The organism is Pseudomonas sp. PNPG3 (assembly GCF_023093815.1).
In the GTDB taxonomy this organism is placed as follows: Bacteria; Pseudomonadota; Gammaproteobacteria; order Pseudomonadales; family Pseudomonadaceae; genus Aquipseudomonas; species Aquipseudomonas asiatica.
Window position 1 is genome coordinate 24,382 of record NZ_JALLKV010000014.1, and the last position, 17,063, is coordinate 41,444.

Sequence of the window (17,063 nt, forward strand, 5' to 3'; positions counted from 1 at the left end):
GCGAAGAGGCCTGTAGGCTTAGCTCAGTTCAGCCAGGGCCTGCGCGGCATAGGCATGCGAACGCTGCCGTGCCAGCGGGTCGTGGATGCGGCAGTCGATCATCAGTTCATCCGCACCGGTCTGCTCGATCAGCGTGCGCAACCCTTCCCTTACCCGGTCCGGCCCGCCGGCCACGGTGCAGGCCATCACCTGCTCGAGTACCTCGCGCTCATGGCCCGGCAGGCTCTCGACATACCCCTCCTGCGGCTTGGGCAACAGGCCGAAGCGCCCGACATGCAAGTCCAGCATCCACTTGCGATGGGAGCTGGCCAGGTAATCCGCCTCGGCATCGCTGTCGGCGGCGAACAGGTTCATGCCCACCATCACATACGGTTTGGCCAGTTGTGCCGAAGGCTGGAAGTTGGCCCGGTAATGGGCAATGGCCTGCAGCAGGTAGCGCGGGGCAAAGTGCGAGGCGAAGGCATAGGGCAGGCCCAGTTTCGCTGCCAGGTCGGCACCGAACAGGCTGGAGCCGAGAATCCACACCGGTATGTCATGCTTGCCAGGCACGCCGCGCACCCGCCGTTTGCCATTGTCAGCCAGGTAGTCGCGCAGTTCGGCTATGTCCTGGCTGAAGTCGCGCTCTGGCGCAGCACCACGCAAGGCGCGCACGGTAGGCCCGGAGCTGCCCGGCGCACGGCCGAGGCCCAGGTCGATGCGGCCAGGGTACAGGGTGTCGAGCGTACCGAACTGCTCGGCCACAACAAGCGGCGCGTGGTTGGGCAGCATGATGCCACCGGCGCCAACGCGGATATGCCGGGTGGCGTTGGCGATTTCGTTGATGACCAGTGACGTGGCGGCCGAGCCGATGCCCGGCATGTCGTGGTGCTCGGCGATCCAGTAGCGGCTGTAGTGCTGTTGCTCGACATGGCGCGCCAGTTGGCGGGACTCTTCGATCGCGTCGGCGAAGGTCTTGCCTTCGCCGATCATGACCAGGTCCAGTACGGACAGTGCAGTCATGGGGTCTCCACAGGGATTATCAGTGACTGCCAGTTTCCCTGCTGCGCAGCCAGTGATAAACCCGGCTTCAGGCCCGGCATAGGGGCCTGCCATTCCCCAATCAGTCTTCCCAGGGCACGCCCGGTTCCCAGCTGGCTACCAGCAGGTCAATGAAGCCGCGTACCCGTGGCGACAGGTGGCGCTTGCTTGGGTAGACGATGCGAATCGGGTCCGCCGGTGGCCGATAGGCTTGCAGCACCTCCACCAGGGTGCCGTCGCGCAGGTCGTCGCCGGTGATGTAGGTGGGCAGGTGAACCAGCCCGAAACCCGCCCGGGCGCCGGCGAGCATCGCCTCGGAGCTGTCGATGTTCAGCCGCCCGGGGTCTTCGCACAGGTGCAGTCCCGCTTCGGTATGAAAGCGCCACGGCATGACCTTTTCGCCGGCCAGGAAGGCGATCTTGTCATGGCCGTAGAGGTCGCCGGGCACCTGTGGTACGCCGCGTTCGTCCAGGTATGCGGGCGAGGCGCAGGTGACGAACTGCTGCCAGGCCACCGTACGGGTCAAGAGTTGCGAGTCTTCCTTCGGTACACCGATACGCACCGCAACGTCGATACCCTCCTCGACCAGGTCGACGAAACGGTCGGTGAAGCGTATATCCGCGCGCAGCTCGGGCCACTGCTTCAGGTAACGGTCGAGAATCGGCAGCACATGGCGCTGGCCGAACGACAGGGGTGCTGTCAGGCGCAGGGTGCCGGTGGGCTTGCCACGGCGCTGGGCCATGGTGCTTTCCACCTCGTCCAGGTCATCCAGAATCTGCCGCCAGCGCTCGTAGGCCACCAGGCCCTCGTCGGTCAGGCTCAGCTTGCGCGTGGTGCGGTTGAGCAGGCGCACGGCCATGCGCGCCTCCAGGCGAGCGATGCTCTTGCCCACCGCCGAGCGCGTCAGGCCCAAGGTGGCGGCGGCGGCGGTAAAACTGCCGGCCCTCGCGGCGCTGACGAAGGCGGCGATGTCGCCGAAGCGGTTGGGTTCCATGGGTGGTTCCTGGGTCTGGTGCGGCTGGTTTAGATAGGTATGGATTTGTGAAATGCAAGCAGGGCTGTCGAGAGCGATCAAGCGAAGACCTTGATAACCAGTAAATGCACCGGATAGAACAGGTAACCCCAACGCCCCACCGCAGGCACCCGCCAACCCTCCTGACGCAGCAACGACCACCCGAGCGGAATCGCCAAGGCCGCGGCCATCAGCGTCAGCACGGTAAACGGCGCCAACAGATGCTCCTGCAACCAGCTGTTGGTCAGGTTCCCAGCCATGGCCAACAGGCTGGGCAACAACCAGGCCGCCCCTTCCTTGCGCCGGGCCATCAACCAGGCGCCCGGCAGCATCACCCCCGGCAGCCCGTACATCAGCTGTTCGCTGAACAGCCACCCTGCAAGCAGACCGGCAAAGCCAAGCACGCGCGCCGAAATCAACGGATGATGCACACCCCAGGCAACCAGCAACCCCAACACCAGGGTCGGCATCACGCTGAATGTTGAAGAACCACTGTCCAGCCAACGGTACGCAGGTTCCGACAGCACCGCGAACACCAGCATCAGCCCCAGATAACGCAGGTTGCCGCGGGTATAGAGCGTCCCGCACCTGGTGCGCGCCACATTCACCGCAATCGCCAGGCAAAACAGTGGAAACGCCAACCGGCCAACCACGAACAAGCCATCGGCATCAGGCCACAGAAAACGCAGGTGGTCGGCGACCATGGTCAGCATCGCCGTCCACTTGACCAGGTCCAGCCCGGCTGAACGCACGCCTCAGCGCCCGCGCTCGACTGTGGCAGGCCCCAGGTAGCGATCGGTCCAGGCGGCCAGCGGCAAAGGTGGCTGCTGCTCGACGATCCGTCGCCAGATCAGCACCAGGTCGTCGCCATTGAACGCCGCCCCTGGCCCGGCACCCTCCCACAGCGACGGCACATCGGCAATCCAGTGCCCCTGGCTGTCTCGGTGGGCCATGTTGAAGCGGAACGTGTAGTTACCCGGGATGCCCATGCGCAGGTCGCTGACCACCAGCGCATCGCCGACCTGGTCGTAGCGCAGCCAGTCGTCGGTGAACCAGCGCAAGCGCTGGTGCAACGGGTGCCCGGCCAGCGCTTGCGCCAGTTGAAGATTACGCGGCAAACGTTGCATTTCTGGCGGGTGCTGGTCGAACCCGCTGCTGATGCCTTCGTAGTAATCGCCATCCGGGGTCTTGGCCAGCACCCGCCAGACCAGGCTGTTGAACGCTATCGGCACGGCACGCACCTGGCTGACGGCGATGCCTTGGCGGTCGAGGGCAGCCTGGAACCGCTGCTCGGCCGCCATGCGTCCGGCCAGGCCGAACCCCAGGTAGGCTGCGCTGAAGAGCAAGGCCAAGGTCATTAGCTGCACCGCCTTGCTTGTCAGCCCCTTTATGCTTGCGTAGATCACCGCGGCCAGCAGTGGCACGGTGTAGACCGGGTCGATGATGAACACCGCCGCCCAGCTTTCCGGGGTGGCCTGCAAGGGCCAGAACAACTGCGTGCCGTAGACCGTGAAGGCGTCGAGCAACGGGTGGGTGACCAGCACCAGCCAGAACGCCAGGAACAGCCTGGGCAAGGTATAGCCTTTGCCTGGCCAGCATTTGTTGACCAGCCAGGCCAGCAGCAAGGCCAGGCCGGTGAGCACGAACAAGGAATGAGAAAAGCCGCGGTGGTAGGTCATCTGCGACACCGGGTCGGCGTAGCGGATGATCACGTCCAGGTCGGGAAGCGTGCCCAGCGCCGCACCATACAACAGCGAGCGGCGGCCCTGGATGCGGCCGAGCACGGTACCTTGCAAGGCCGCGCCGAGTACGGCCTGGGTGATGGAGTCCAAGGGTGGCATTCCTGAAAAGGTGGTTTCCAGAAGCTACCTTCATCCCGCCCTGATGCGCAATTCCCTTGGTTATGGGCTTTCATTATGGGAGATGGCCCAGCCCTTTGGGCTGCGCTGTCGCGTAGATAACTGACATTGCAAGCACTCCGCATACCCTATGGGAGCGGCTTTAGCCGCGAAGAATCCAACGTGGTGCATGGCACCGGCTGCGCCGGTGTTCGCGGCTAAAGCCGCTCCCACAAAGGTCCCGCTGGCAACCTGTGGATGCGTCAGAACAACTGCCAGGTGTACACCAGCGTCAGACGGTTCTCGTCGATGTCGCTGCGGTAGTTGGACCGGGCCATGGCATTGCGCACCCGGATCCCCAGCCCCTTCAGCACACCGCCCTGCACCGCATAACCGATGTCCAGGTCGCGCTCGCGGTCGCGCCCTTCGTAACCCAGCCCGGTATCGACATTGTTACCGGTTATGTAGCGCACGGTCGCGGTCAGCCCCGGCACGCCCATGGCCGCGAAGTTGTAGTCGTAGCGCACCTGGTACGAGCGTTCGTCGGTGTAGGCGAACTCATAGGTCGGTACTTCGTTACCCAGCGGCGAGATGTTGGCGAACACCCGTGGGAAAGGGCTGTCGCCATAAATGCCCTGGTAGCCGGCATGGAAGCTGTGCCCGCCATGCCGGGCAGTGAACATCGAAAAGAACGCCTGGTTGTCGATATTGCCGAGCAACGCATCGCCGTCCTCGCGCGCGGTGAAATACCCCAGGTTGGCACTGAGCACCCAGTTGCCCAGGGGCTTGCTGTGCTTGAGGCCGACAAAGCCCTGTTCGTAAATGTCCTCAAGCTGCCCATACCACAGGCTGACGCTGCTCTGGTTGGCATTGAACACATAGTCCCCGCCCAGGTAGTTGAAGGCGTCGCTTTCTACCTGGCGGATCGGCACATGGCCGAGCATGGCGTTCATCTTGCCGTCGCCGCCTTCGTTGCGCAGGTGGGTGCTTTTCAGGTGCCCGGCCTGCACGGTCAGGCCGTCGATTTCCGCCGAGCTCAGGCTGGCGCCCTGGTAGGTCGGTGGCAACAGGCGGATGTCGCTGAAGGTCAGCACCGGCAGGTTGGGTTGCAGTTCGCCGACGCGCAATTCGGTTTTGGACAGCCGGGCCTTGAAGGTGGGCGCCAGGCGGCTGTATTCGTCGGCGGCGCGGCCATCGCCGTGCACCGGCAGCAACCCGGTGTTGGTGCGGTCTGGGCTGCTGTCGAGCTTGATGCCCAGCAGGCCCAGGGCATCAATGCCAAAGCCGACCGTGCCCGGGGTGTAGCCCGACTTGAAGTCGAGGATGAAGCCCTGGGCCCACTCCTCGGCCTTGGATTGCCGGTTTGCCCCGACGATGTCGGAGAAGTCGCGGCTGAAGTAGTAGTTACGGGCACTCAGGGTGGCCTTCGAATCTTCGAAGAAGCCGCCTTCGGCGGCCAGCAACGGTTGGCTGAGCAAAGTCAGGCCCAGGGCGACGCAAGGGGTGTGTTTCATTCCGAAGCTCTCTTGATCTTGTTTTTATGGGTAAAGCGTTGGAAGCACGGCGGTTCATGGGGTACGGCGCAGCACCTCCCGGGCACGTGGCTGGCGCAGCCTCAGCAACCCATGGCTCAGCAGGCCGAACAGCAGGCCCCAGAACGCTGCCGACAGGCCCAGGAAGGCCACCCCCGAAGCGGTGACCAGAAAAGTGAACAGCCCGGCATCGCGCTCGGTTGGTTCCGCCAGGCTGCGGGCCAGGGCTTCGCTGATGGCGCCATACAGGGCCAGCCCGGCCAGGGCGGCGATCAGGGCGGCGGGGAATGCTGCGAACAGCGACATCAGCGTGGCCCCGGCGATCCCCAGCAGCAGGTACAGCGCACTGCCAGCCACCGCCGCGACGTAGCGCCGCCGTGGGTTTTCATGGGCCTCATGACCGGTGCACAGGCTGGCGGTGACCGCCGCCAGGTTCAGCCCGTGGCAACCGAACGGCGCCAGCGCGGCACCGGCCAGAGCGCTAGTGCTGATGATCGGGCTGGCCGGCGTGGGGTAGCCGGCGTTGCGCAGTACTGCCATGCCCGGCATGAACTGCCCGGTAAGGGCCACCAGCACCAGCGGCAGTGCCAAGCTGAATACCGCTGCCAGGCTGAACTGCGGGGTGACCCACTGCGGCGACGCCAGTTCCAGCACCAATGCCTCGCTGCGAAACGCCCCGCTGGCCACGGTCACCAGCGTGCCCACGCACAGCACCGCCGCCACGGCGTAGCGCGGCTGCACCCGGCGCATCAGCACGTAGGTGACGAACATCGCCAGTACCAGCAGCGGTTGCACCGGCAAGGCGCGGAACACCTCGATGCCGAAGCTGAACAGGATGCCGGCCTGCATGCCGGCGGCGATGGAGCCCGGCAGCCGCGCGATGATGCGGTCGAAGGCCCCGCTGATGCCGATCAGCAGCAGGACCAGGTTGGCTACCAGGTAGGCGCCAACGGCCTGTTCCAGGCCCAGTTGCGGCAAGGCGGTGACCAGCAGCGCCGAGCCAGGGATCGACCAGGCGATCACCACCGGCACCCGGTAGCGCAGGCTGAGCAGCGCGCCGAGTACGGCACTGCCCATGGACACTGCCCAGACCCAGGAGGACAGTTGCCGATGGGACAGGCCGGCGGCTTCTGCGGCGTGGAAGATGATCACCAAGGGGCCTGCGTAGGAGATCATCGTGGCGATGCAGCCGGCGACGATGGCGGACAGCGAACTGTCCTTGATCAGGGTTTTCATGGCACCTCTCGCAAGGCATCTGGCCGGGCTAGGTGACCGGCTCTTGTTCTTGTGTTGCCTTCTTCGCGGGTAAACCCGCTCCCACAGGGACTACACAGGTTCCAGCATTTGCGCCGTACCTGTGGGAGCGGGTTCACCCGCGAAGAAGCCAACTGGGTGGATCAGGCCTCTTGCAAAGCCCGCGGCCGCCCACTGCGCTGCTCATCGGCACCGCCCCGGGCCTGCTGCAACTGGAAGTCGAATTTCAACTCGGCATGTCGCCCCGCCTCGCCCTCGACGAACACCACCTCGCCCACCAGCCCATCCCGCGTGGCATAGGCAAAGTCATCCCACAGGTATTTGTCTCCGGCCAGGTTGATCTGCGTGGTCAGGTGTCGGTACCCCGGTGCCGAGATGAAGAAGTGCACATGCGCCGGACGCTGGCCGTGACGGCCGAGCAGGTCCAGGCACTCCTGGGTCGGCCCCTGTGGATCGCAGCCATACCCGGACGGCACGATGGAGCGCGCGCGGTAACGGCCTTCGCCATCGGTGATGATGCGCCGACGCAGGTTGTACTCGGACTGGCTCTGGTCGAAGAACGAATAGGTGCCACGGGTATTGGCATGCCACAGGTCAACCGTGGCCCCAGGCAACGGCCGTCCTTGTGGGTCGAGCACCCGGCCCTCGAGGTACATCGGCGTGGCCACGCCCTCCTCGCTACCGTCATCCATGCGTACTTCACCTTCGGCGATCGGCGCGCCGGCCACGTACAGCGGGCCTTCGATGGTGCGTGGAGTGCCGCCGACAAGGCCTGCCTGCTGGTCCTTGGCATCCTGCAGCAGGTCGAGGAAGTGCTCGATGCCCAACCCAGCCACCAGCAACCCGGCCTCGCCGCGGCCACCCAGGCGGTTGAGGTAGTCGACGGCATGCCAGAACTCGTCTTCGCTGATTTCCAGGTCTTCGATCAGCCGCGCGGTGTCTTGCAGCACGCGTTGCACGATGCGCTTAAGGCGCGGGCTGCCGGCATCGTTGCCAAAGCCTGCGGCCTCTTCGAAGAACTGCTGTACCTCGGCAGTGTGGGAAATTTTCACGGTCATGGTGGTTTACCTCATGTTGTTTTTCTGAAGTTACGCCTGTGCCGCAACCGCCTGGGCGTGCCGACGGCCGCTGGCCAGGTGCACGGCCATGGCCAGCGCGGCAATTGCGCCAGGGATGGCGAAAGCAATGAAATTGAGCTGCAGGGGCAGGTTGATGCCCATCAGCGCACCACCCAGCAGCGGGCCGACGATGGCGCCGTTGCGGCCGATGCCCGAGGCCCAGCCCAGCCCGGTGGAACGCACCGATAGCCCGTACAGCTGGGCGGCGCCGGCATACAGCAGGATCTGCGTGCCGATGGTGGTGGCGCCGGCAATGAAGATCAGCAGGTACAGCACCGGCATCGAGCTGTTGACGCCCAGCAGGCTGATCGACAGCGCGGCGGCGATGAAGAACGCCACTTTGACTTTGACCAGGCTGTAACGGTCGCCCAGCCAGCCACCGAGAATCGCCCCGGCCATGCCACCGAAGTTCAGCGCCAGCAGGAACGACAGGCTCGAGCCCAGGCTGTAGCCGGCGTTGGCCATCAGCTTCGGCAGCCAGGAGCTGAGCGCGTAGACCATCAGCAGGCAGCAGAAGAACGCCAGCCACAGCGCCAGGGTGCGAATGGCCAGGCCGTTGCGAAACAGTTCCAGCACCGAAGCCCCGCTGCCTTTGCGGTCGGCTGCCTGCAGCACATCATCCGCCTGCACGTCGCAATCCGGTTCCAGCCGCTTGAGCAGCTTGCGGGCCTCGTCGGTACGGCCCTGGCGTACCAGGAAACCGATCGATTCAGGGAGGTAGTACAGGATTACCGGCAACAACAGCAGTGGCACCGCTGCGGCGAAGAACATCGATTCCCAGCCGAAACGCGGCAGCATGAAGATGCCGACACCCGCCGAGAGCATGCCGCCGAGCGAGTAGCCACTGAACATGATCGCTACCAGCGTGCTGCGCAGTCGCTTGGGCGCGTACTCGTTCATCAGTGCCACGGCGTTGGGCATTAGGCCGCCACAGCCCAGGCCGGCAATGAAGCGGTAGATGCCGAACTCGCTCGGGCTGCTGGCAAACCCGTTGAGGATGGTTGCCCCGGAGAACAAGGCAAAACAGATGGCGATGCCCTTCTTGCGCCCGATGCGATCGGCCAGGCTGCCGAACGCCAGGGCGCCGAACATCATGCCGAACAGCGCATAGCTGCCCAGTGCACCCGCCTGCAACGGGGTCAGGCCCCACTCTTTCATGATGACCGGCAGTACCACGCCGTAGATGAACAGGTCATAGCCGTCGAAGATCAGCAGCAGGCCGCACCAGGCCATGACCATCCAGTGGAACGGGGTAAAGCGCGCATTATCGATGATCGGGTGTACGTCAAGGGTTCGCATGGCATCTGTCGCTCTTGTTTTTGTTGTGGAAGAAAGCTTTTTGCCTTGGGGTGTCGCTCAGCCGAGGTCGCCGCCCCCTACCGGCAAGGTCACGCCGGTGATGTACGAGGCTTCGTCGGAGGCCAGGAACAGGATTGCGCCCACCTGCTCGTCGATGCTGCCGTAGCGGTGCATCAGGCTGCTGTCGAGGGTCTGGTCGACGATCTGCTGGTACCAGTGCTTTTCCTGTTCGGTCTGCTCGGCACTGTTGCGCGGTACGCGCCGGGGTGGCGCTTCGGTGCCGCCGGGAGCAGTGGCGTTGACCCGGATGCCACGGCCGGCGGTTTCAAAGGCCAGGCACGCAGTCAGCGCGTTGACGCCACCCTTGGCTGCGCCGTAGGGCACGCGGTTGACGCCACGGGTGGCGATGGACGAGACGTTGACGATGGCGCCGCTGCCACGTTCGAGCATGTATGGCAGTGCGGCATGGCAGCACCACAGGGTGGGGAACAGCGAACGGCGTACTTCGGCTTCGATCTGGTCCACTTCGTAGTGTTCGAAGGGCTTGGCCCAGATGGTGCCGCCAACGTTGTTGACCAGGATGTCGAGGCGGCCGAACGCTTCAACCGCGTTGGCCATGACCCTGGCGCAGTCACCATATTGTTCCAGGTCGGCGGTGAGGGTGAGCATGCCCTCGCTGGCCAGTTCGTGAACCAGTTCGGAGCGGTCTACCGCAATCACTTGCGCGCCTTCGGCCTTGAGCCGCCAGCACACGCCACGGCCGATGCCCTGGGCGGCACCGGTGACCAGGGCGACCTTGCCTTGGAATCGGTTGTTCATATGCAAATCTCCGCTAGCCCGCGGTCCCTGTGGGAGCGGGTTTACCCGCGAATGCGTCCGACAAGACAAAACCGCTGTACCTGCCGGCCTCTTCGCGGGTGAACCCGCTCCCACAGAAGCGGTGTTATGTTCGGATGAAGGGAATCAGGCCGCCGCCGCGAACTTCTCGTAATAGAAGTTCGCCGGTGTAATGCCCTGCTCGCGCACGTACTGGCTCACCGCCTCGACCATCGGTGGCGGGCCGCACAGGTACACATCCACATCGCCATCGTTGAGGTGGCGCGGTTCGATGTGCTGGGTCACGTAGCCCTTCTGCGGGTACTGGCTGTCGGGGTTGGCCACGCAGGCACTGAAGGTGAAGTTGGGGATGCGCGCCGCCAGCGCCTGCAGGCGGTCGAGTTCGACCAGGTCGAAGTCGTTGGTCACGCCGTAGATCAGGTGCAGTGGGTGCTCGCTGCCCTGCTCGGCGATCTTCTCCAGCATCGCCGTGAACGGCGCCAGGCCGGTACCACCGGCCAGCAGCAACAGCGGGCGCTGGATCGGCCGCAGGTAGAAGCTGCCCAGCGGCCCGGCCAGGGTCATGCTGTCGCCGGCCTTGGCCAGGTTGGTCAGGAAACTGCTCATCAACCCACCCGGCACGTTGCGGATCAGGAAGCTGACCTCGCCGTCCTTCTGCAGCGAGCTGAACGAATAGGCTCGGCTCTGCTCGCTGCCCGGCACCTTGAGGTTGACATATTGCCCCGGCAGGAAGGCCAGGCGGCTGAGGGATTCACCCTTGATCGACAGGGCAATGGTGCTGGCCGACAGTTGGCGGACATCACTGATGGCGGCCTCGAAACTGGCCTGTTCGGTCTTGCACAGCTGCGACGAGGCCGGGATGCGGATGACGCAGTCGCTCTCGGCGCGCATCTGGCAGGTCAGTACGTAACCTTCGGCGATTTCATCTTCGCTCAGGGCATCTTCGATGAAGTTGTCGCCCAGGTCGTAGCGGCCGGACTCGGCCTTGCACTTGCAGGTACCGCAGGCGCCGTCGCGGCAGTCCAGCGGGATGTTGATGCCCTGGCGGTAGGCGGCGTCGGCCACGGTTTCATGGCCGGTGGCCTCGATGAAGCGGGTAACCCCGTCTTCGAAATTCAGTGCGATCTGGTAGCTCATGTTGCACCTCGCGGGCGAGCCGGGCCACGGCACGTCGCAGGACGCACCGGGCAGTGCTCGCAAAACCCTGGATCAGATGTGGTAGATGTCGATGACCTGGCGAACGTAGTCGTTCTTCAGCACCACTTTCTTGGCCTTGATCAGCGGCTGCTCGCCGCGCAGGTCGAGGGTGTAGAAGCTGGTGCCGAAGTAACTGTCGGTGGTCTTGTAGCGGAAGCTCAGGGTGTGCCAGTTGAAGCGCACCTGGCAGCTGCCCTCGCCCTGCTCGACGATCTCGATGTTGCTGATGTTGTGCGAGGTGCGGGTGTCGGGCACGGTCGCACTGGAGCGCTCGGTCTTGATGCGGAACACCCGGTCTTCCAGGCCGCCTCGGTTGCCGTACCAGATCAGCGAGATTTCGCTTTGTGGGTCTTCGGTGAGGGTGTCGTCATCGTCCCAGCTCGGCATCCAGAAGGTGCAATCGCTGGCGTACATTTCCAGCCACTGATCCCACTGGGCGTCATCCAGGTAACGCGCTTCGCGGAAAAGGAAGTCGCGCACGGTTGCATACAGGCTCATTGCACGGCCTCCACGGGGATCAGTTGCTGTTCATCCTTCAAGGCCTGGATCATGGTTTCCTGCCAGTACTTGTGCTGCAGCACGAACAGGCCTTCGTCCTCGGTGCGTACGCCCGACAGCAGCGGCTTGAGTTCGATTTCCCGGGCCGCCTCGTCGGCGCCTTCCACCCAGTGTTCAGCGCCGCGGGACATGTCATTCCAGCCGGTACCGCCGCCGTAGCCGGTCTGGCACGAGCGGAACTCTTCCAGGTCGTCGGGGGTGGCCATGCCGCTGACGTTGAAGAAGTCTTCGTACTGGCGAATGCGCTTGGCGCGGGCATCGGCGCTCTCGCCTTTCGGTGCGATGCAGTAGATGGTGATTTCGGTCTTGTTCACCGAAATCGGCCGGGCGATGCGGATCTGCGAGCTGAACTGGTCCATCAGGTACACGTTCGGGTACAGGCACAGGTTGCGCGAGTTCTCGATCATCCAGTCGGCACGGGCCTGGCCGAAGTCGGCGGCCAGTTGGTCGCGGCGCTCGTAGGCCGGGCGGTCCTCGGGGTTGGCCCAGCGGGTCCACAGCAGCAGGTGGCCGTGGTCGAAGGAGTAGAAGCCCCCGCCCTGCTTGGCCCAGGCGCCAGCGCTCATGGTCTTGATCTCGTCACCCGCCTCGCGCTGCTTGCGCTGGTTCTGGGTGGCGGCATAGTTCCAGTGCACGGAGCTGACGTGGTAGCCGTCGGCGCCGTTCTCGGCGGTGAGCTTCCAGTTGCCTTCGTAGATGTACGAACTGGCGCCGCGCAGCACTTCCAGGCCTTCCGGCGACTGGTCGACGATCATGTCGATGATCTTGGCCGACTCGCCCAGGTGCTCGACCAACGGCTTGACGTCGGCCTTCAGGCTGCCGAACAGGAAGCCACGGTACGACTCGAAGCGTGCCACCTTGGTCAGGTCGTGGGAGCCGTCGCAGTTGAAGCTGGCGGGGTAGCCGGCGTTGCTTGGGTCTTTGACCTTGAGCAGCTTGCCGCTGTTGTTGAAGGTCCAGCCGTGGAACGGGCAGGTGTAGCTGGAGCGGTTGCCGCGCTTGTGCCGACAGAGCATGGCGCCGCGGTGGCTGCAGGCGTTGAGGAAGGCATTGAGTTCACCGTCCTTGTTGCGCGCGATGAAAATCGGCTGGCGCCCCATGGTCAGGGTGAGGAAGTCGTTTTTCTCGGGTATCTGGCTTTCATGGGCCAGGTAGATCCAGTTGCCCTCGAAGATGTGTTTCATCTCCAGGTCGAACAGGCGTGGGTCGGTGAACATCTCGCGCTTGCAGCGGTAGATGCCCTTTTCACGGTCGTCCTCGAGCAAGGCATTGAGGTAGTCGAATCCCAGGGACATGGCCAGGGTCTCCCTTGTTATTGTTTAGACCTGGTCAGGTTAGGGAGACGGCTGGCGGGGGACTATCCGGATTGTGCAGAGCGTTATCCAGTTTGCACAAATTTGCCGTGACTTTGCAAAAGCTAGCATTGACGGCCAGGGTCAGCTTCGAATTTGCTTCTGTAGCGATTGAAGATACTTATCAGCTTCAGCAAGCTTAGTGGCCATTTTAATATTAAGCTCGGACGGATTCTCCTGGACTCTTCTGCGATAAACCGCGGCGTGCCTGCTCACAGCTGCGATATTCAAATCCAAGTTTGGATCCATCACGGGCAGACCCTCACTAAGCCTGTGGACCGTATAACCAAACTTTCGCCCATATTGCTCAGTTATAAAGCCTCTAATTTCGACCTCTGGTTTTGTTTCAGAAATCCGTTGGTTATGTTGTTTTAACTTCTTATCCATGGATGCATTTAAAAAATTTTGGTCCAGCGATCGGCGTTTTTGCAGGGGGCGAAGTTCTACCAGTACAGGAATTTTTGAGCCACGATTCCTTCGGGGAGACAATGCTCTGAGGAAGCGGCTACCTATCCACGACCGACCACTGGGGTCACTCCGATTAATGGGATCGCCCCCACAATAGCTGTAGGCGTTCAGCCCTCCCTCATCATGTGGGCTAAGTGTGTCAGGAGAATTGAACCGCATGCAGATGGGGCTATACGTACGATGACCGTTTCCTAAATGATAGCCTTCGATTGGTCGGTCTTTCCGCTGGCTGTTAAATCGCAATACAGAAGCGCATAACTTGTCACTATCATACCCATACAGTGTGTACTACAAGGAACACAGCTCGCCGCCTTCCAGATATTGTGCTATCGACCCTAGTATATCTGTCCCGTACAATGCGACCTGATGACCATCCCGCTGAGCCAATACACGCCCCGTAGCACGCATTAAGGCCGCCTCCCCCGAACTGCTATGTTTGACAAGCGTAAGGCCTTCCGCAGAATAGAAATACAATTGTTGCTGTAACTTCGCCATGATTGCCACCACTTACCGGTAAAGAGTAAATCGTGGTGTGGGCTCAAAGCACTCGCAACTGGCAAAAATGCTAGGTCCGATGACCAAACGCTATCATTCGCGCCGCTTGAACGTCTGCGAAGGCAGCTCACCAAACTGCTGCCGGTACACCTCCGAGAACCGCCCCAGATGCAGGAATCCGTAATCCAGGGCCAGCTCGGTCACACTACGTACGCCACAAGTCGGGTCGCTCAGGCACGCATGCACCCGCTCCAGCTTACGCTGGCGCACGTAATGCTTTGGCGTGATGCCCAAGTGCTGGTCAAACAACGCATACAACGAGCGCAAGCTCATGCAGGCCTGCTCTGCCAGTACCTCAGCCGACAACTCCAGCTTCAGGTTGCGCTCGATGTAGTCAAGAATGCGCTCAAGCCCCGCTTGCGGCCCGCTCAGGCATTCGCGACGGATATTGGTACTCATCAGGGTCAGCAGCTTGCTGGCGACGATCTGGCTGTAGTGGCCCTGCACCCTGGGCAGCGAATCGCTCACCTCTGCTTCCTGGCAGACCATGGCCAGCAGGTTGACGAACCCGTCCAGCTCGTCCAGCCGGTAATGGTTGCGCAAGAACCGCACCCCGCCCTCGGGTCGGTGCCAGCGCTGTTCGTCGCAGATCGAGTCCAGTAGCCGGGTCGGCACCTTGAGGATGAATTTTTCGCAGTCTTCCGAGTAGGTCAGGTCGACCGGGTCGTCGGGGTTGATCAGCAACAGCTCGCCCGGCACCAGGTGATGCTCGCGCTTGTGCCCACGCCACAGGCAGTTGCCGTTTAGCAGCACCTGCAGGTGGTAGATGGTTTCCAGTGCCGGCGAGGTAACGCGCACGCTGCCGCCGTAGCTGATGCGGCACAGGTCCAGCTCAGCGAACTTGCGGTGGCTGAGGCTGGCTTGCGGATGAGTGGTGCGGGACAAACCGATGCAATGCTGGCCTACGTGCTGGTTGACATAATCGGACACAGCATAAGGGTCGGCGTGATGAAACACGCTACTGCGCTCGCTCAGCAGGCGGCTTTCCATAGGCAAGGTTACCCGGATCGTTATTGTTCTGGTTGCCGCATCCTACGGCCCGGCGGGCTGTGGTTGCGGTCGTCACGGTCATTCTATCGAGCCGGCTGCGAGTCGCGGGGGCAGGCGACAACCGGTGGATGGGCACACTTAAGCAAAAAGGCGGGGGTTGGGCAATGCGACCTTGGGGATGGATGGGCGGATAGCGAACAGTAAGGACAGGTCAGTGTTCGTTTATCGAACGGCTCAGGCAACCCGGCACCGCTCACTTCACTGCACCGGCAGGAAGTTCATCAACAGCAGGCTTTGCGCATAATTCAACCCAATTCGTCGATAACGCTCATCCAGCAACTCCGCCAGCAAGTCCAGCCGTGCCACGATCTTGCCGAACTCCACGGCAAAACTCAGGTTGCTGCCCTCTTCCGAGATTTCGTTGGAGAACAACAGCAGCACACCATTGGCATCCTGCCGCTGGCTCAACATCCAGGTGGCCTTCTCGATATTGCGCGCCGCGTTGTTGACGAACAGCGGGTCGATGGTATCGGTCATGTAGAACTCGGTACGGCCGCCGTGCGCGGTAATCAGCATGCTGCCGATGGCGTAAATGAACGCACCGACCCGGTCACCGCGAAACTCGGGGCTCAGGGCGTAGCTCAAGGCTGCCAGGTCGCGACGGTTGCCTAGTTGTGGCAAAGGCTGGCGTTGCTCGATGGCGATACGGATCTGCCGCTCGGCAGTGGCAGCGTCAACGTAGCCGGACAGCTTCCACTGGTTGGGGTTGCGCAGGTACAGCTTGTTCATCAGCAGGTACAAGCTCTGCAGGTTGTCGCGCATGGACAGCGTGGCCAGGCGGTCGACGCTGGTCTGGAACAGTTCGCTGGGCTTGCCGTTGCCGAACTGCTCGAGCACGTCGCGGCCCTGCTGTTGGGTGCAGGCGCACAGGCATGTGAGGGCGCCTGCCATTAGCAGGCGGGGGAAGAATTTTGGCTTGCTTGCAACCATCGGCACCGGGTCGATATTCGGCGGCCGCACCGTGGATCAGTGTGGCCTGGCCATGCATAGAGCCCGGAAATTGGAAAAAGTGCGGTGATCGGGGGTTTTGGATACCTGCGCCGGCCTCTTCGCGGGTAAACCCGCTCCCACAAGATCACCACATATCTTGAATACTGCGCAGTACCTGTGGGAGCGGGTTTACCCGCGAAGAGGCCGGCCCAGGCAACACATGAATCACATGGCGTGACGCAACATCTCCACCACCTGCGCATGCAGCGCCGGGTCGCCACAGGCCACCACGCACCCGCCATTCTGTGCGCTGCTGCCATCCCACGCCGTGATCACCCCGCCCGCCCCTTCGATGATCGGCATCAGCGCCTGCACGTCATATGGCTGCAGGCTCGCCTCGACAATCACGTCGACGAACCCGGAAGCCAGCATGCAATAGGCATAGCAATCGCCACCGTAACGCATCAGGCGCGCCTTGCCGGCAACGGCCTCGAACGCAGCCTTGCGCGCGGCGGTATCGAACATGTCCGGCGTGGTGCACATCAACGTGGCCGAGGCCAGGTCGGCACAGGCACGGGTCTTCAACGGCGCACCGCTGTGCCAGGCGCCTTCCGGCGTTCCGACAAAGCGTTCGCCGGTGAACGGCTGGTTCATCACCCCGACCACCGGGCGGGTGCCGTCGTTCAGCGCAATCAGCGTGCCCCACAGCGGCAGGCCGGTGATGAAGGCGCGGGTGCCGTCGATCGGGTCGAGCACCCAGGTCAGCGGGCTGCTGCCGACTGCCACGCCGGCTTCTTCACCGAGGATGCCGTGGTCGGGATAGCGGGCCTGGATCAGCTCGCGCATGGCATCCTCGGCTGCCTTGTCGGCCACGGTCACCGGGTCGTACAGGCGCCCACCCTTGTCCTCGACGTCCAGGCTGGCGCGAAAGTATGGCTTGATCGCCACGGCAGCGGCATCGGCCAGCTGCTCGGCAAAGGCGCGGAATTCGCCGATCTGTTCAGCACTCAGGGACATGGGGCGGGCCTCGTGAAAATGATGGGGCC

Annotated in this window: 16 protein-coding genes; all 16 read right to left on the reverse strand. The window is 63.0% G+C overall.

Going from position 1 to position 17,063, the window contains the following annotated elements; all coding sequences use genetic code 11:
* Nucleotides 1-18: 18 nt before the first annotated feature.
* The 16 genes from MJ643_RS11850 to hisN all read right to left on the reverse strand — a co-directional run bounded on the left by MJ643_RS11850 (nucleotide 19) and on the right by hisN (nucleotide 17,034).
* Nucleotides 19-999 (reverse strand): LLM class flavin-dependent oxidoreductase, encoded by a 981-nt coding sequence (locus MJ643_RS11850; protein ID WP_038409660.1) that lies wholly within the window; start codon nucleotides 997-999, stop codon nucleotides 19-21.
* A 100-nt stretch (nucleotides 1,000-1,099) separates the two neighbouring features.
* Entirely contained in the window at nucleotides 1,100-2,011 is a 912-nt protein-coding gene (locus MJ643_RS11855; RefSeq protein WP_013972669.1) for a LysR family transcriptional regulator, read from the reverse strand.
* Nucleotides 2,012-2,088: 77 nt separating this feature from the next.
* Complete coding sequence (locus tag MJ643_RS11860) at nucleotides 2,089-2,781, reverse strand: TraX family protein (RefSeq protein ID WP_208209572.1); 693 nt, start codon at nucleotides 2,779-2,781, stop codon at nucleotides 2,089-2,091.
* A gap of 3 nt (nucleotides 2,782-2,784) precedes the next feature.
* Nucleotides 2,785-3,861 carry a metal-dependent hydrolase gene (locus MJ643_RS11865; RefSeq protein ID WP_085720228.1) on the reverse strand — a complete coding sequence of 359 codons (1,077 nt, stop codon included), beginning with the start codon at nucleotides 3,859-3,861 and terminating at the stop codon, nucleotides 2,785-2,787.
* A gap of 269 nt (nucleotides 3,862-4,130) precedes the next feature.
* Nucleotides 4,131-5,381: an OprD family porin gene (locus MJ643_RS11870; protein WP_208209573.1), complete on the reverse strand. Its 1,251-nt coding sequence runs from the start codon at nucleotides 5,379-5,381 to the stop codon at nucleotides 4,131-4,133.
* Nucleotides 5,382-5,435: 54 nt separating this feature from the next.
* The gene (locus MJ643_RS11875) at nucleotides 5,436-6,635 is read right to left on the reverse strand and encodes a benzoate/H(+) symporter BenE family transporter (protein ID WP_247726813.1); all 1,200 of its coding nucleotides are present in this window, start codon (nucleotides 6,633-6,635) and stop codon (nucleotides 5,436-5,438) included.
* A gap of 161 nt (nucleotides 6,636-6,796) precedes the next feature.
* On the reverse strand, nucleotides 6,797-7,711 hold the full coding sequence (catA, locus tag MJ643_RS11880) for a catechol 1,2-dioxygenase (protein ID WP_208209574.1): 915 nt from the start codon (nucleotides 7,709-7,711) through the stop codon (nucleotides 6,797-6,799).
* A gap of 30 nt (nucleotides 7,712-7,741) precedes the next feature.
* On the reverse strand, nucleotides 7,742-9,070 hold the full coding sequence (locus tag MJ643_RS11885; protein WP_208209575.1) for an aromatic acid/H+ symport family MFS transporter: 1,329 nt from the start codon (nucleotides 9,068-9,070) through the stop codon (nucleotides 7,742-7,744).
* A gap of 57 nt (nucleotides 9,071-9,127) precedes the next feature.
* Entirely contained in the window at nucleotides 9,128-9,889 is a 762-nt protein-coding gene (locus tag MJ643_RS11890; protein ID WP_013972676.1) for a 1,6-dihydroxycyclohexa-2,4-diene-1-carboxylate dehydrogenase, read from the reverse strand.
* Between the two features lie 144 nt (nucleotides 9,890-10,033).
* Nucleotides 10,034-11,044, reverse strand: coding sequence for a benzoate 1,2-dioxygenase electron transfer component BenC (gene benC, locus MJ643_RS11895; RefSeq protein ID WP_013972677.1), 1,011 nt, complete (start codon nucleotides 11,042-11,044; stop codon nucleotides 10,034-10,036).
* 72 nt (nucleotides 11,045-11,116) lie between these two features.
* The gene (gene benB / locus MJ643_RS11900; RefSeq protein WP_013972678.1) at nucleotides 11,117-11,602 is read right to left on the reverse strand and encodes a benzoate 1,2-dioxygenase small subunit; all 486 of its coding nucleotides are present in this window, start codon (nucleotides 11,600-11,602) and stop codon (nucleotides 11,117-11,119) included.
* On the reverse strand, nucleotides 11,599-12,957 hold the full coding sequence (gene benA / locus MJ643_RS11905; protein ID WP_013972679.1) for a benzoate 1,2-dioxygenase large subunit: 1,359 nt from the start codon (nucleotides 12,955-12,957) through the stop codon (nucleotides 11,599-11,601). The genes benB and benA overlap by 4 nt, the downstream gene beginning before the upstream one ends.
* Nucleotides 12,958-13,098: 141 nt before the next feature.
* A complete protein-coding gene (locus MJ643_RS31550; RefSeq protein WP_080563783.1) occupies nucleotides 13,099-13,764 on the reverse strand; it encodes an RHS repeat-associated core domain-containing protein in 666 nt (221 codons plus the stop codon).
* Nucleotides 13,765-14,070: 306 nt separating this feature from the next.
* Complete coding sequence (benR, locus tag MJ643_RS11910) at nucleotides 14,071-15,027, reverse strand: benABC operon transcriptional activator BenR (protein WP_013972680.1); 957 nt, start codon at nucleotides 15,025-15,027, stop codon at nucleotides 14,071-14,073.
* Nucleotides 15,028-15,285: 258 nt separating this feature from the next.
* Entirely contained in the window at nucleotides 15,286-16,017 is a 732-nt protein-coding gene (locus MJ643_RS11915) for a hypothetical protein (protein WP_024087153.1), read from the reverse strand.
* 225 nt (nucleotides 16,018-16,242) lie between these two features.
* Nucleotides 16,243-17,034, reverse strand: a complete 792-nt coding sequence (gene hisN / locus MJ643_RS11920) for a histidinol-phosphatase (RefSeq protein ID WP_013972682.1) — start codon at nucleotides 17,032-17,034, stop codon at nucleotides 16,243-16,245.
* Nucleotides 17,035-17,063 lie beyond the last annotated feature (29 nt).